This window comes from Streptomyces sp. NPDC057900 (genome assembly GCF_042887885.1).
GTDB lineage: Bacteria > Actinomycetota > Actinomycetes > Streptomycetales > Streptomycetaceae > Streptomyces.
In genome coordinates, this window is record NZ_JBHVOI010000003.1 from 424854 (window position 1) to 438048 (window position 13195).

The 13195-nt window shown below is 67.8% G+C and carries 12 protein-coding genes; 6 read left to right on the forward strand and 6 right to left on the reverse strand.

Annotated elements, in window-relative coordinates; translation table 11 throughout:
- The 6 genes from yidC to ACFVQ0_RS16255 all read left to right on the forward strand — a co-directional run bounded on the left by yidC (position 1) and on the right by ACFVQ0_RS16255 (position 5900).
- The gene (yidC, locus tag ACFVQ0_RS16230; RefSeq protein ID WP_390088450.1) at positions 1-1266 is read left to right on the forward strand and encodes a membrane protein insertase YidC; all 1266 of its coding nucleotides are present in this window, start codon (positions 1-3) and stop codon (positions 1264-1266) included.
- A 14-nt stretch (positions 1267-1280) separates the two neighbouring features.
- The gene (locus ACFVQ0_RS16235; protein ID WP_073733240.1) at positions 1281-1790 is read left to right on the forward strand and encodes a R3H domain-containing nucleic acid-binding protein; all 510 of its coding nucleotides are present in this window, start codon (positions 1281-1283) and stop codon (positions 1788-1790) included.
- A gap of 107 nt (positions 1791-1897) precedes the next feature.
- Entirely contained in the window at positions 1898-2614 is a 717-nt protein-coding gene (rsmG, locus tag ACFVQ0_RS16240; RefSeq protein ID WP_390088452.1) for a 16S rRNA (guanine(527)-N(7))-methyltransferase RsmG, read from the forward strand.
- Between the two features lie 292 nt (positions 2615-2906).
- Entirely contained in the window at positions 2907-3983 is a 1077-nt protein-coding gene (locus tag ACFVQ0_RS16245) for a ParA family protein (protein ID WP_078617613.1), read from the forward strand.
- A complete protein-coding gene (locus ACFVQ0_RS16250; protein ID WP_390088453.1) occupies positions 3980-5083 on the forward strand; it encodes a ParB/RepB/Spo0J family partition protein in 1104 nt (367 codons plus the stop codon). The genes ACFVQ0_RS16245 and ACFVQ0_RS16250 overlap by 4 nt, the downstream gene beginning before the upstream one ends.
- Positions 5084-5282: 199 nt before the next feature.
- On the forward strand, positions 5283-5900 hold the full coding sequence (locus ACFVQ0_RS16255; RefSeq protein WP_073733237.1) for a GNAT family N-acetyltransferase: 618 nt from the start codon (positions 5283-5285) through the stop codon (positions 5898-5900).
- 107 nt (positions 5901-6007) lie between these two features.
- Here the strand turns inward: ACFVQ0_RS16255 and trxA are convergent, their stop codons facing one another.
- The 6 genes from trxA to murJ all read right to left on the reverse strand — a co-directional run bounded on the left by trxA (position 6008) and on the right by murJ (position 13166).
- The gene (gene trxA, locus ACFVQ0_RS16260) at positions 6008-6340 is read right to left on the reverse strand and encodes a thioredoxin (protein ID WP_073733236.1); all 333 of its coding nucleotides are present in this window, start codon (positions 6338-6340) and stop codon (positions 6008-6010) included.
- Between the two features lie 42 nt (positions 6341-6382).
- Positions 6383-7345 carry a thioredoxin-disulfide reductase gene (trxB, locus tag ACFVQ0_RS16265; protein ID WP_390088454.1) on the reverse strand — a complete coding sequence of 321 codons (963 nt, stop codon included), beginning with the start codon at positions 7343-7345 and terminating at the stop codon, positions 6383-6385.
- A 134-nt stretch (positions 7346-7479) separates the two neighbouring features.
- The gene (locus tag ACFVQ0_RS16270; RefSeq protein ID WP_390088455.1) at positions 7480-8460 is read right to left on the reverse strand and encodes an anti-sigma factor family protein; all 981 of its coding nucleotides are present in this window, start codon (positions 8458-8460) and stop codon (positions 7480-7482) included.
- Positions 8457-9161, reverse strand: a complete 705-nt coding sequence (gene sigM, locus ACFVQ0_RS16275) for an RNA polymerase sigma factor SigM (protein ID WP_390088458.1) — start codon at positions 9159-9161, stop codon at positions 8457-8459. The genes ACFVQ0_RS16270 and sigM overlap by 4 nt, the downstream gene beginning before the upstream one ends.
- Positions 9162-9186: 25 nt before the next feature.
- The gene (locus tag ACFVQ0_RS16280; RefSeq protein WP_390088460.1) at positions 9187-10881 is read right to left on the reverse strand and encodes a serine/threonine protein kinase; all 1695 of its coding nucleotides are present in this window, start codon (positions 10879-10881) and stop codon (positions 9187-9189) included.
- A gap of 128 nt (positions 10882-11009) precedes the next feature.
- A complete protein-coding gene (gene murJ / locus ACFVQ0_RS16285) occupies positions 11010-13166 on the reverse strand; it encodes a murein biosynthesis integral membrane protein MurJ (protein WP_390088461.1) in 2157 nt (718 codons plus the stop codon).
- Positions 13167-13195: the final 29 nt, after the last annotated feature.

A 13195-nucleotide genomic window follows, 5' to 3' on the forward strand; every position in this document is an offset into this window, starting at 1 on the left:
GTGGACACGATTGCCAGTCTGTTCAGCTTCATCACATGGCCTGTTTCCTGGGTCATCGTCCAGTTCCACAAGTTGTACGGGGCGATCTTCGGCCCCGACACGGGATGGGCCTGGGGTCTGTCCATCGTGTCCCTCGTGGTGCTGATCCGTATCTGTCTTGTTCCGCTGTTCGTCAAGCAGATCAAGTCGACGCGGAACATGCAGGTGCTCCAGCCGAAGATGAAGGCGATCCAGGAGCGCTACAAGAGCGACAAGCAGCGTCAGTCCGAAGAGATGATGAAGCTGTACAAGGAGACGGGTACCAACCCGTTGTCCTCGTGCCTTCCCATCCTGGCGCAGTCGCCGTTCTTCTTCGCCCTGTACCACGTGCTCTCGGCCATCGCGTCGAACAAGAAGATCGGTGTGATCGACCAGTCGCTGCTGGACAGCGCGCGTCAGGCACACATCTTCGGTGCTCCGCTGGCCGCCAAGTTCATGGACAGCGCGGACAAGGTCCAGGCGCTCGGCGCCTCGCTGGTGGATGTCCGGGTCGTCACCGCGGTCATGATCGTGATGATGTCGGCCTCGCAGTTCTTCACCCAGCGCCAGCTGATGACGAAGAACGTCGACCTGACGGTCAAGACGCCGTACATGCAGCAGCAGAAGATGCTGATGTACATCTTCCCGCTGATCTTCGCCGTCATGGGTATCAACTTCCCCGTCGGTGTCCTCGTCTACTGGCTGACCACCAACGTCTGGACCATGGGTCAGCAGATGTACGTGATCAACCAGAACCCCACGCCGGGCAGCAAGGCGCAGGACCAGTACCTGGGACGTCTGCTGAAGAGCGTCACCACCCACGGTGAGGTGCGCGGCAGGACCAAGCGCAATACGGTCAAGCGGATCGTGTCCAAGGGCCCGGACCGCAACGACATCGAGCGGAAGTTCATCACCGGACTCGCCAAGCTCGGTCTCGCCGCCCAGGAGGACGGCACGGTGGTCAAGAGCGAGACCGCCGCGGCCGACGCCGAGGCCGGAGCCGCACAGCGGCGCCAGCAGCCCAAGCGCCAGACCAAGGCGAAGCGTCACACCGCTGCGGGTCATCAGAGCGGGGCGAAGGACACCGACTCCGGCGAGTCGGGGACCGCGACCTCCCTGCAGAAGAAGGCATCGCAGGACGACAAGCCCAAGCCGGCGGGCGGCAAGCCCGCGTCCGGCTCCTCACGCCAAGCCAAGTCCGGACAGCGCAAGGGCCCGCAGCGGCCCAAGCACCCGTCCAAGAAGTAAGAAGGAGTCCATCCGTGACGGAAGGCACCACCTCCACGGCCGCTGAGGGCAGCGACACCTTGACCCGCCTTGAGCAGGAAGGGGAGATCGCAGCGGACTACCTTGAGGGCCTGCTCGACATCGCCGATCTCGACGGCGACATCGACATGGACGTCGAGGCCGATCGGGCCGCGGTCTCGATCATCAGTGAGTCGGCACGTGAACTGCAGAAGCTCGTGGGCCGCGACGGTGAGGTGCTGGAGGCGCTCCAGGAGCTGACGCGGCTGGCCGTGCACCGGGAGACCGGTGACCGGAGCCGTCTGATGCTCGACATCGGGGGGTTCCGGGCGCAGAAGCGTACGGAGCTGGCCGAGCTGGGTGCCAAGGCCGCGGACGAGGTCAAGAGCTCCGGTGAGCCCGTGAAGCTGGATCCGATGACGCCGTTCGAGCGCAAGGTCGTGCACGACGCGGTCGCGGCCGCAGGTCTGCGCAGCGAATCGGAGGGCGAGGAGCCGCAGCGCTTCGTCGTCGTCCTGCCGGCCTGACCGGCTCTTCTCCTGTCGGCCCCGTCTGTTCGCAGGCGGGGCCGATCTTTGTCAGCCTGATAGTCAGCCACCATGGTGCGGTAATGCGGTATGGAAGGACGGTTCCCGTGACGGAGGAAGTAGAGCTTCCCCAGGCGCCCGACGAGGCCCGGGAGGTGTTCGGCGAATGCTTCCCCGAGGCTGTCCGGTACGCGGAACTGCTGGCCGACGCGGGGGTCAAGCGCGGGCTGATCGGGCCGCGTGAGGTGCCGCGGCTGTGGGAGCGGCACCTGCTGAACTGTGCGGTGCTCTCCGAGGTCGTCCCCGACGGTGTCACGGTCTGCGATGTGGGCTCGGGTGCCGGGCTTCCGGGCATTCCGCTGGCGCTCGTGCGGCCGGATCTGAAGATCACCCTGCTGGAGCCGCTGCTGCGTAGGACGAACTTCCTCCAGGAGGTCGTCGAGCTCCTGGGGCTCGATCATGTGACGGTCGTCCGTGGCAGGGCCGAGGAGGTCCTGGGAACGCTTCAGCCGGTTCACGTGGTGACGGCTCGGGCAGTGGCTCCGTTGGACCGCTTGGCGGGCTGGGGAGTGCCACTGCTTCGCCCTTACGGCGAGATGCTGGCGCTCAAGGGCGATACCGCCGAGGAGGAGATCAACGGTGCGCGGGCGGCCCTGAGCAAGCTCGGCGTGCTGGAGACCGAGGTGTTGCAGGTGGGTGAGGGCATCGTTGATCCGATGTCCACCGTGGTGCGGGTGGTGGTGGGCGAGAGTCCCGGTGGTGTGAGGTTCGCCGCAAAGAGGGCCAAGGCCGCGAGGGCCAGTCGGACACGCCGTCGTCGCTGATCCATCCGATCACGCTGTGCGCATGACCGTTACGCACCGTTTAGTGGGTGTATCGGGGGTGCCTCGCGCGGGGAGGTGTGCGTACCCCGCGCGGAGTGTCGTGCCCCTGTAGCTACGCTGCGGGGGCATCGTGTTTCACGTGAAACGTCGCTCTCTGCTGCATGGAATTATCAGCCGCGGTCGTGCGGCTGCCGCGCCTCGCCATCGCAGGCCCGTTAGGGCTACGGAGTTGTCCACAGAAGTGGATTCGTCCACAGAAGAGCGGGCCTCGCTGGTTCGCGACCCCGAAAGCATGGCAGGCTCTGCTCATTGCGAGCCTGAAGTCGAGGAGAGTGAATCCTTGCGGTCCGACGCCAACATCGCGGGACCGATGACCGACCCGGTCCCCGGTCCCCGATCCGAATCGGCGGTGGACGGTGTTTCACGTGAAACACCGCCACCGATGGACGACACACCCATCGGTCGCGCGGCCCAGCTGGCGGTCGAGGCCCTTGGCCGCGCCGGCGAGGGGCTGCCACGACCTGACCAGACGCGCGTCATGGTGGTGGCCAACCAGAAGGGCGGGGTGGGCAAGACCACCTCGACGGTCAACCTTGCCGCGTCACTAGCCCTTCACGGCGCTCGTGTCCTGGTGGTCGACCTGGACCCGCAGGGGAACGCCTCCACGGCACTGGGCATCGACCACCACGCCGAAGTCCCCTCGATCTATGACGTCCTGGTGGAGAGCAAGCCGCTCTCCGACGTGGTTCAGCCCGTCCCGGACGTCGAAGGTCTCTTCTGCGCCCCAGCGACCATTGATCTCGCCGGTGCGGAGATCGAGCTGGTGTCGCTGGTGGCGCGGGAGAGTCGACTCCAGCGGGCGATCCAGGCCTACGAGCAGCCGCTGGACTACATCCTCATCGACTGCCCGCCCTCGCTCGGTCTCCTGACCGTCAACGCCCTGGTGGCCGGTGCCGAGGTGCTGATCCCGATCCAGTGCGAGTACTACGCACTGGAGGGGCTCGGACAGCTGCTGCGCAATGTGGACCTCGTACGGGGGCACCTCAACCCCGAGCTCCATGTGTCGACGATCCTGCTCACCATGTACGACGGCCGGACCAGGCTCGCGTCGCAGGTCGCGGAGGAGGTGCGCACCCACTTCGGCAAGGAGGTGCTGCGCACCAGCATTCCGCGCTCGGTGCGGATCTCCGAGGCGCCGAGCTACGGGCAGACGGTGCTCACCTACGATCCCGGGTCCAGTGGTTCCTTGTCGTATCTTGAGGCGGCACGTGAGATCGCTCTGCGCGGGGTGGGACTGCATTACGAGGCGCAGCAGGCCCACACGGGCAGTCGGAACAGCCAGCAGAACACTTCGGAGGGGATCCAGTGAGCGAGCGTCGTAGAGGGTTGGGGCGAGGGCTCGGTGCCCTGATTCCCGCCGCTCCGCAGGAGAAGCCGGCTTCGTCGGCCCGGTCCGGCGCGTCCTCTGCCGGGACAGGTCCGGTCATGACGGCCGAGCGGGGAGTGGCTGCCGCCAAGGTGACCTCGCTCGGTACGGTGCCGGAGCCGAGTGCTCCTGTTTCGGATTCGGCCGGGTCCGGCGGACCGAGTGAGGTGGCAGGCGCGTACTTCGCCGAGATCCTGCTCGACTCCATCACGCCGAACCCTCGTCAGCCCCGAGAGGTCTTCGACGAGGACGCGCTTGCCGAGCTGGTGACCTCCATCAAGGAGGTCGGTCTCCTTCAGCCGGTCGTCGTACGGCAGACCGGTGCCGACCGCTTCGAGCTCATCATGGGCGAGCGGCGCTGGAGGGCCTGCCGCGAAGCGGGTCTGGAGCGGATCCCTTCCATCGTCCGGGCCACGGATGACGAGAAGCTTCTCCTGGACGCGCTCCTGGAGAACCTCCACCGGGCTCAGCTCAACCCGTTGGAGGAGGCGGCAGCGTACGACCAGCTCCTCAAGGAGTTCAAGTGCACGCATGACCAGCTGGCCGACCGCATCGGGCGATCCCGGCCGCAGGTGTCCAACACCTTGCGTCTGCTGAGGCTCTCTCCTCCGGTCCAGCGAAGGGTCGCTGCCGGGGTGCTCTCGGCAGGACACGCACGTGCGCTGCTCTCGGTCGACGACTCCGAGGAGCAGGACAAGCTGGCACACCGCATCGTGGCCGAGGGCCTCTCGGTGCGCGCGGTCGAGGAGATCGTGACGCTCATGAGCTCCAGGCCCACGAGTGCCTCCAAGGCGAAGGGGCCGAGGGCCGGCGGCCGGCTGTCACCGGCGCTGTCCGATCTGGCATCCAGGCTCTCGGACCGCTTCGAGACCCGGGTGAAGGTCGACCTCGGCCAGAAGAAGGGGAAGATCGTCGTCGAGTTCGCCTCGATGGAGGATCTGGACCGCATCCTCGGCAGTCTCGCTCCCGGCGAAGGCCGTGTGCTGGACCGCAGTCCGGCGGAGGAGTCGGCCGAGGAGCCGGCTGAGGACGACGAGAGCTGACTTCTGAGCGACAGTGGGCGGGCTGTGTTCCGGTAGGACGGAACACAGCCCGCCCTTTGCTTTCTCTCGGTGTCAGCTTGATCCGGTCGTGGATACGATGCGTTCAGGTAGGCCACATCCAGTTGATCCGTCTCCGCGAACGGAGTGCACCGTCCGTCGCACGCGATGCGGTGGACGAGGGAAGTGAGGAACAGCCTTCATGGGGCGTCGGCTCGCACCGCTCACGCTGGACAACCTCTCTGATCTACCCGAGCGCTGTCGTTCCTGCGTGTTCTGGGAACTTGATCCGGTGCGCGGGGCGGCCGCGGTCAAGGCCGGCAGACCCGGGGCGGAGAAGGAGGCCTGGATCTCCGGTGTCCTGCTGGAGTGGGGATCCTGCGGCCGCGTTGTCTACGTCGATGATGTTCCGGTCGGCTTCGTCCTCTACGCACCGCCGGCCTATGTCCCGCGGGCTGCGTCCTTTCCGACCAGTCCGGTCTCCCCCGACGCCGTTCAGCTGATGACTGCCTTGATCCTGCCGGGGTACCAGGGACAAGGCCTGGGCCGGGTCATGGTGCAGACAGTTGCGAAGGATCTGCTCAGCCGCGGCTTCAAGGCGATCGAGGCGTTCGCGGACGCTCGCTGGAAAGAACCGGCCTGTGTGCTGCCTGCGGATCATCTGCTGGCAGTGGGCTTCAAGACCGTGCGGACACATCCGTCTCATCCGCGGTTGAGGCTGGAGCTGCGGACGACCCTTTCGTGGAAAGAAGATGTGGAGCTGGCTCTGGACCGGCTGCTGGGTGCGGTTCAGAAGGAGCCGGTGCTGCGGCCGCTGTGATTCGGGCGGCGCGCATAGGTGTCGTATGGACGTGCCGTGAAAAGTGAAACGGGCCCACCCCGAGGGGTGGGCCCGTTTCACGTGAAACATCAGGCAGTGGTTCTGCCTTATTCGGCGATGAAGCCTTCGAGGTCGCGAAGGATCGCGGCCTTCGGCTTGGCGCCGACGATGGTCTTGGCGACCTCGCCGCCCTGGTAGACGTTCAGTGTCGGGATGGACATGACGCCGTACTTGGCAGCGGTGGCCGGGTTCTCGTCGATGTTGAGCTTGACGATCTCGATCCGGTCGCCGTGCTCAGCCGCGATGGCCTCCAGGGAGGGGGCGATCTGGCGGCACGGGCCGCACCAGGCAGCCCAGAAGTCCACCAGTACGGGCTTGTCGCTCTTCAGGACGACCTCGTCGAACGAGTCGTCAGTCACGTTCTTCAGCGCGCCGGCCACGGCGGCCTCCTTAACTTCGCGGGGGTGTGGGTGAGGCTTGGATCAGACGGTGGCTGCGGCGGCGTTCTCGTCGTCGGCGAGCGCGGCAAGGAAGCGCTCGGCGTCGAGTGCGGCGGAGCAGCCGGTGCCGGCAGCCGTGATGGCCTGCCGGTAGGTGTGGTCGACGACATCGCCTGCGCCGAAGACACCGGTGAGGTTCGTGCGCGTCGAGGGGGCCTGGACCTTGAGGTAGCCCTCGTCGTCGAGGTCGAGCTGGCCCTTGAAGAGCTCGGTGCGCGGATCATGGCCGACTGCGATGAACAGCCCGGTAACGGGGAGCTCGGAGGTCTCACCGGTCTTGGTGTTGCGCAGGGTCAGACCGGAAAGCTTCTGCTCGCCGTGCACCCCGGCGACCTCGCTGTCCCAGGCGAACTTGATCTTCGGGTCAGCGAAGGCGCGGTCCTGCATGGCCTTGGAGGCTCGCAGCGAGTCGCGGCGGTGGACGATGGTGACCGACTTGGCGAAGCGGGAGAGGAACGTCGCCTCCTCCATCGCGGTGTCGCCGCCGCCGACCACGGCGATGTCCTGGTCCTTGAAGAAGAACCCGTCGCAGGTCGCGCACCAGGAGACGCCGCGCCCGGAGAGGGCGTCCTCGTTGGGCAGACCCAGCTTGCGGTGCTGCGAGCCGGTGGTGACGATGACGGCCTTGGCGCGGTGCACCGTGCCCGCCGTGTCGGTGACGGTCTTGATGTCACCGGTGAGGTCGACGGAGACCACGTCGTCGGGGATCAGCTCGGCACCGAACCGCTCGGCCTGGGCGCGCATGTTGTCCATGAGCTCCGGGCCCATGATTCCGTCCTGGAATCCGGGGAAGTTCTCCACGTCGGTCGTGTTCATCAGCGCGCCACCGGCGGTGACGGCACCCTCGAAGACCAGCGGCTTCAGAGAGGCGCGCGCGGTGTACAGCGCGGCCGTGTAGCCCGCCGGCCCCGAGCCGATGATGATCACATTACGCACGTCGCTCACGGGTTTCTTCCTCGTCTCTGCAGACTGCCTACTGTCCACGCCTACTGGGGCCGGTTCAACGACTCTCACCCCACCCAACGGATCCTACGGGGGATGCATTCCCGACATGCCCCAGGCGGTATCCGGCGTGATGTTCAGGGGCGGGCGTAGGCGTGTGTCAGCAGGAGTTTCCCCTTGACCGCAGGGTCCGCGCCGACGCATGCGGCATCGACGACGTAGGCCTCGACCCGGGTCGTGTCGGTGGGATGCGGGAGGACGACGAGGAAGGCGTCCGCGCCTTGGTAGGTGCCCTTCTCGACGGCGAGGACGGCGGCGTTCCGTCCTATCCCCTGCTCCACACAGGAAGGGACCGTCACTACGGGAGCGCGAAGCGGCGCCTGCGGGGAAGCCGAGCCGGGGGGCTCGGTCTCCGGCGAGGACTTCGTGTCGATGGAAGGCGCCTGATTCTGGCCGGCCGACTTCTCTGGGTCCGACGGTTCCGTGCCGGAGCTCAGCAGACTGTGGACACGCTCTTGGACCGTGGACTGTGAGAACGCCTGCGAGTCGGATTTCTTGGCGCTGGCTCCGTGATCCGAGGCACTGACATCGGCGGAGTTGTGTGACGTGGGGACGTTCTGCAGCAGGAAGACACTCACACCGACTACGGCGGCGCCCAGTGTGGTGCCGAACACCGCCCTGCGGCGGCGTCGGCGGACCGGGCCGCGGCCGGGACCGGTGGCAGCCCGTGCGTGCCCGGCAGGGCGGTCCGCGAGCTCCTGCCCGATAGCGGCCGACTCTGTTTCACGTGAAACATGAGCCTCCGTGTCCCGTGAAACATCCGCCTGCGCGTGTGAGCCTTCCGCCTCCGTGTCGGAAGCGGTGGCTACCGCACGGGCTTCGTCGGCGAGCGCGGCATCGATGCGGTCCGCTATGTCGATGGGCATGGTCTGCGGGGCGGGAATGGAGCCCAGCAGGCTGCGGATCTCCTCAAGCGAGGCCTGAACGTCGGAGCAGAGCTCGCAGCCGTCCACGTGCCGCCGGACATCAGCGGTGCGGGGCGGTGAGAGCACGCCCTCTGTGAGGTCGGAGATCTCTGAGACGTCCGGGTGCTGGGGCGTGTCGGTTGTCGATGTCATGCCCGCCCACCTCCGCCCTTCACTCCAGCTGGATCGCTTGTTCCCGCGTCTCTTGGCCCCGCTGCCGGTGGGACGGATGTTCTCGCCGTCCGGTTCCTTCCCGCCTCCCGCTCATCGCCGTCGCCGGCTTCCCCGCGGAGATGGGTGAGCAGCGGGGCCAGCCTGGCGCGGCCCCGGGCGCAGCGGCTCTTCACGGTGCCGACCGGCACGTCGAGGATGCGACCCGCCTCGGCCACCGGATACCCCTGCATATCGACGAGGACGAGGGCCGCACGCTGCTCGGCGGGGAGAGTGGCGAGGGCTGCGAACAGTTCGCGGTGCAGGTCCTGCCGCTCGGCCGGCGCCTCGGCGGACTCGTGCGGCTCCAGAAGCTGGTCGAGCCGCTCCGGGTCGTTGACGGGCGAGGTCTTCCGGGAGGACGCCTTGCGGACCCGGTCGAGACAGGCGTTGACGGTGATGCGGTGCAGCCAGGTGGTCACGGCGGACTGGCCGCGGAAGGTATGGGCGGCGCGGAAGGCGGAGACGAGAGCATCCTGCACGGCGTCGGCCGCCTCCTCGCGGTCGCCCAGGGTGCGCAGGGCCACGGCCCACAGCCGGTCGCGATGACGCCGTGCGAGCTCACCGAAGGCGTCCGGCTCACCGGCTACGTGGCTGGCCAGAAGGTCCTGATCAGTCGAGTCGGCGAATCTGGTGTCGTCCAACGGTGAGCCCCCTCCCCTGCTGCCCTCAGCCGGTGACCTTGATGTCCGAGATCTTGCCCCGGAAGTTCCCCTCGCTGCTCGGTGGCAGCTGGGTGAGCCAGACCAGAAGGTACCGCGCCTGAACGGGCTTGCCAGGCTTGAGTGACACGTTTGTGCCCGAACCTTCGGCAACCTTGGTGAAGCTGTCGGGCATCGTCGGTGCTGTGGCGTCGCTGGAGGTGCGCAACTCGGTCGACGTGGTGCCGCCCAGGAACGTCACGTCGACCTTGCGGACCTGCTGAACCTTGCCGAGGTCGAGTACGACCCCGACGCCTTCCTTCAGTTTCCCGAAGTCGGCGGAGTAGTAGCCGTCGGTGTGCCAGTAAGTGTTCGGGTCCCCGTCGTAGACGTGATCTATGTCCTGAGGCTTCTCGGACCCGTCGCCGAGCGGGTCGAAGTCCTTGGCGCTGACGATCTGGACGGGCTTGCTCTTCTCGACCGGCGGGGTGTTGCCGTTCTCCGGGTTGCTCTGCGTGGTGCCGGGGTCGCCCGACTTGCTGTCGTGGTCCAGGAGGGTTTCCGCGAGCTGCCAGCTGCCGAGGCCCAGTGCGGCGATGAGCAGCGCGGAGACGGCCCACTTGAGCGCCTTGCCCGTGCGGCTCTGGAGCGGGGGAGGCGGTATGGCGTGCACGGGCTGGGTGGGAGGGGCGCCGGGTACGGCGGGACGTCCGTAGGTGCCCTGCTGGTAGGTGGTCCGCTGGTACTCGGGCGGTGCGGTGAACGTGGGCTCGGGCGGGCGGATGCGCGGCATGGCCGCGACGGCCTTGGCCAGCTCGTCGGGCGTGGTGCACGGCTGCTCTTGGCGGGAGGCCGTGGCGCCGTCGTTGGCGAGCGCCCGCATGGCGATCTCGGAGAGGCCGCGGTGGACGCCGGCCCGTACCTGATCGGGCGGGATCAGGCCCACGCCCTTGGGGAGCCCGGTGAGGCCGTAGGCGTCGCTCTCGTACGGCCAGCGCTGGGTGAGCGAGGCGTAGAGGAGGGCGCCGATCGCTTCGGTGTCGGCGCGCTGGGGGCCCTCGGAGGTGATGCCGCGCAGTGCAGCGTTCACCGCGAGACCGCGGATCCGGTACTGACCGGAGGAGCTGCGGAGCACCGCGCCGGGGGTGAGCCGCAGATGGGCCAGTCCCTCGCGGTGTGCGGCCGCCATGGCCTGGGAGATCTGGCTGACGAGCTGGTAGGCGTCGTGGGCTTCCATCGGTCCCGCGCCCAGCAGCGCGGTGAGCTCGGTGGCGTCCGGAAGCCATTCGTGGACGACGTAGACGAGGTCGTTCTCTTCCACGGCGTCGAGGACCTGCACGAAGCGGGGGTCACCGAGCAGCGCGGAGGAACGGGCCGCGGCCAGCACCGAGCGGGCTCGCGGGTGGTCGGCGGGGAGGAGGTGGACGCCCACCGCGCGACGCAGTTTCTCATCGACGGCGCGCCAGCTGCTGAAACCGTCCAGACGGGTGACGCACTCCTCCAGCCGGTAGCGTCCGGCGAGTTTGTGACCGCTGTGCAGATCGGGGGAAGACACGGTGGCATCGGCGTCCGCCGGTTCGTCCACCGCTTCCTGGGGGTCTGCGCCCGTTGAGTCCTGGGCTTCTGCCGTGCCGTCGGTCGTGGCCTCGTCCGCCTTGGCGGACAGCGGCTTGTCGCCGCTGTTGTCGGCCACGTCAACGGCAGCCGTGCTACGTTCCGCCACCGTCGTTCCTGCCTCCCCATCCGTTGCGCGATGCCAGCCAGCTCTGCACAGTCACGCCAATTGTGCCCATACTCCGGCACCATGCACGACACGCAGGGACCGGAGATGGTTGTGCGGGCCGGTGATCTTCAGCGGCCGAGCCGTCCCCGGATCATGCCGACCATGCCGTTGATCTCTTCGATCCGCATCCGCTTCGCCGCGACGACGAAAACTCCCAGCAGCACGATCCCACCGCAGACCAGCGCGAGGAGCGAGCCCGATGCGCCGTCGCCGAGCGCGTGGAGAAGGGCGAACCCCACACCGCCGCCGATCAGTGCCGCGGGGATCGCTGCGAGGCAGAGGCGGGCGTAGGTACGCAGGACGTGGGCGCCGTCCAGATCGCCGCCCAAACGGTTCCGCAGCCGGCGCCACGCGATACCGACACCGACGGCGTAGGCGAGGCCGTACGAGGCTGCCATGCCGACCACGGCCCACTGGGCGGGCAGGGCGACGTAGCAGATGGCCGAGGCCGCCGCGTTGACCAGAGCGACGATGACGGTGTTGTAGAAGGGGGTGCGGGTGTCCTCGTAGGCGTAGAACCCTCGCAGCACCACGTACTGCACCGAGTAGGGGATCAGCCCGAGGCCGAAGGCCATCAGGATGTAGCCCATGGAACGGGCTGCCTCAGGGCCGGTGGAGGCGTACAGCAGGGTCGAGATCGGAACGCCCAGGGCGAGGAAAGTGAAGGCGACCGGCACGATGGCCACGGCGGAGTTGCGCAGGCCCTGCGAGATGTCGTCGCGGACCGCACCCGGGTCGTTGTCGTGGGCGGCACGGGAGATACGGGGCAGCAGGGCGGCCATGACCGAGACGGTGATGATCGCCTGGGGCATGCCCCAGATCAGCTGGGCGTTGGAGTAGGCCAGGAAGCCCGCGCCGTTCCTGCCGGACTCCTTGCCCGCGGAGGTCGCGAGCTGCGTGACGACGAGGACACCGGCCTGGTTGGCCAGGACGAACAGGACCGTCCACTTGGCGAGCTTGACCGTCTTGCCGAGCCCGTGGCCCCTCCAGTCGAAGCGCGGGCGGAACCGGAACCCGGCCTCGCGCAGGTACGGGATCATGGCGAGGGCCTGGACGATCAGGCCGAGCAGAGTGCCGATGCCCAGCAGCCGGACGCCCTCCGGCGGGATCGTCTGGACGCCCATGTGGGATTCGTGGGAGGTGCCGTAGACCCAGATGAACATGCCGAAGGTGAAGATCATGACGATGTTGTTGAGGACCGGGGTCCACATCATCGCGCCGAACTTCCCACGGGCGTTCAGGATCTGGCCCATCACGACGTGCACACCCATGAAGAAGATCGTGGGCAGGCAGTACCGGGCGAAGGTGATGGCCACGTTGTTCGCGGCCGGGTCACTGGCGATCGTGTCCGACATCAGCCGGATGAGCCACGGTGCCGCGAAGACCGCCAGGGCGACGATCACGCCGAGCGCGACCATCACCAGGGTCAGCAGCCGGTTCGCGTAGGCCTCGCCGCCGTCCTCGTCGTCCTTCATGGAGCGGACGAGCTGGGGGACGAACACCGAGTTGAGGCCGCCGCCCACGGTGAGGATGTAGATCATCGTCGGCAGCGTGTAGGCGATGGTGAAGCTGTCACCGAGCAGGGCCGCGCCGAGCGCCGCGGTGATCACCAGGCTGCGTACGAATCCGGTGAGCCGTGAGACGAGGGTGCCGGCCGCCATGACCGCACTGGATTTCAGCAGCCCGGATGCCCGGCCGCCGGACTTCGGCGGTACGGGCTCCGGGGCCGGTTCTGGCCGGTCGGGGACAGGGGAGCCAGCCGGGCCCTCCTGGTCCCGGAAGAGGTGGGCGAACGCGTCGGGTTCGTCGCGCCCCGCAGAGGCCTGGGTGACGAGATCGTCCACGCCGACGAACTGGGTGGTCGCCGCGTCGTCGCCGTACGGCAGGTGCCGGGACGGGCCGTCGGGTTCCGGCGGCGGGGTCTGCGCCCAGATCCGCGGGTCGGGGGCGTACGGCGCGGCAGGCGGCTGCTGGTAGAGCGGCTGCGGCTGCTGGTAGGTGCCGGGAGGCGGCGGCGGATGCGCCGCACGGTCGTACAGGGCCTCGTTCACCGGATCCTGCGCCGAGAGGTCCTGCGCCCGGTAGGGGTCGTAGTCGTACGCGGCCTGCAGATACGGATCGGGCGCCGGTGGCACCTGCTCCGGATCAGGGGGCACCGGAGGACCGCCGGAAGACCCAGCTCCGCCCGTACCCTGACCGCGATCACCGTCGTACGGCGCGTTCATCGAAACCCCACCTCATCGTCCCCGGCCGA

What these genes read in the sequence shown, in the direction of transcription:
- ACFVQ0_RS16245 (WP_078617613.1), top strand. Translation starts at nt 2,907, where the DNA reads ATGGCAGGCTCTGCTCATTGCGAGCCTGAAGTCGAGGAGAGTGAATCC.
- ACFVQ0_RS16255 (WP_073733237.1), top strand. Translation starts at nt 5,283, where the DNA reads ATGGGGCGTCGGCTCGCACCGCTCACGCTGGACAACCTCTCTGATCTA.
- ACFVQ0_RS16270 (WP_390088455.1), bottom strand. Translation starts at nt 8,460, where the DNA reads ATGACATCGACAACCGACACGCCCCAGCACCCGGACGTCTCAGAGATC.
- murJ (WP_390088461.1), bottom strand. Translation starts at nt 13,166, where the DNA reads ATGAACGCGCCGTACGACGGTGATCGCGGTCAGGGTACGGGCGGAGCT.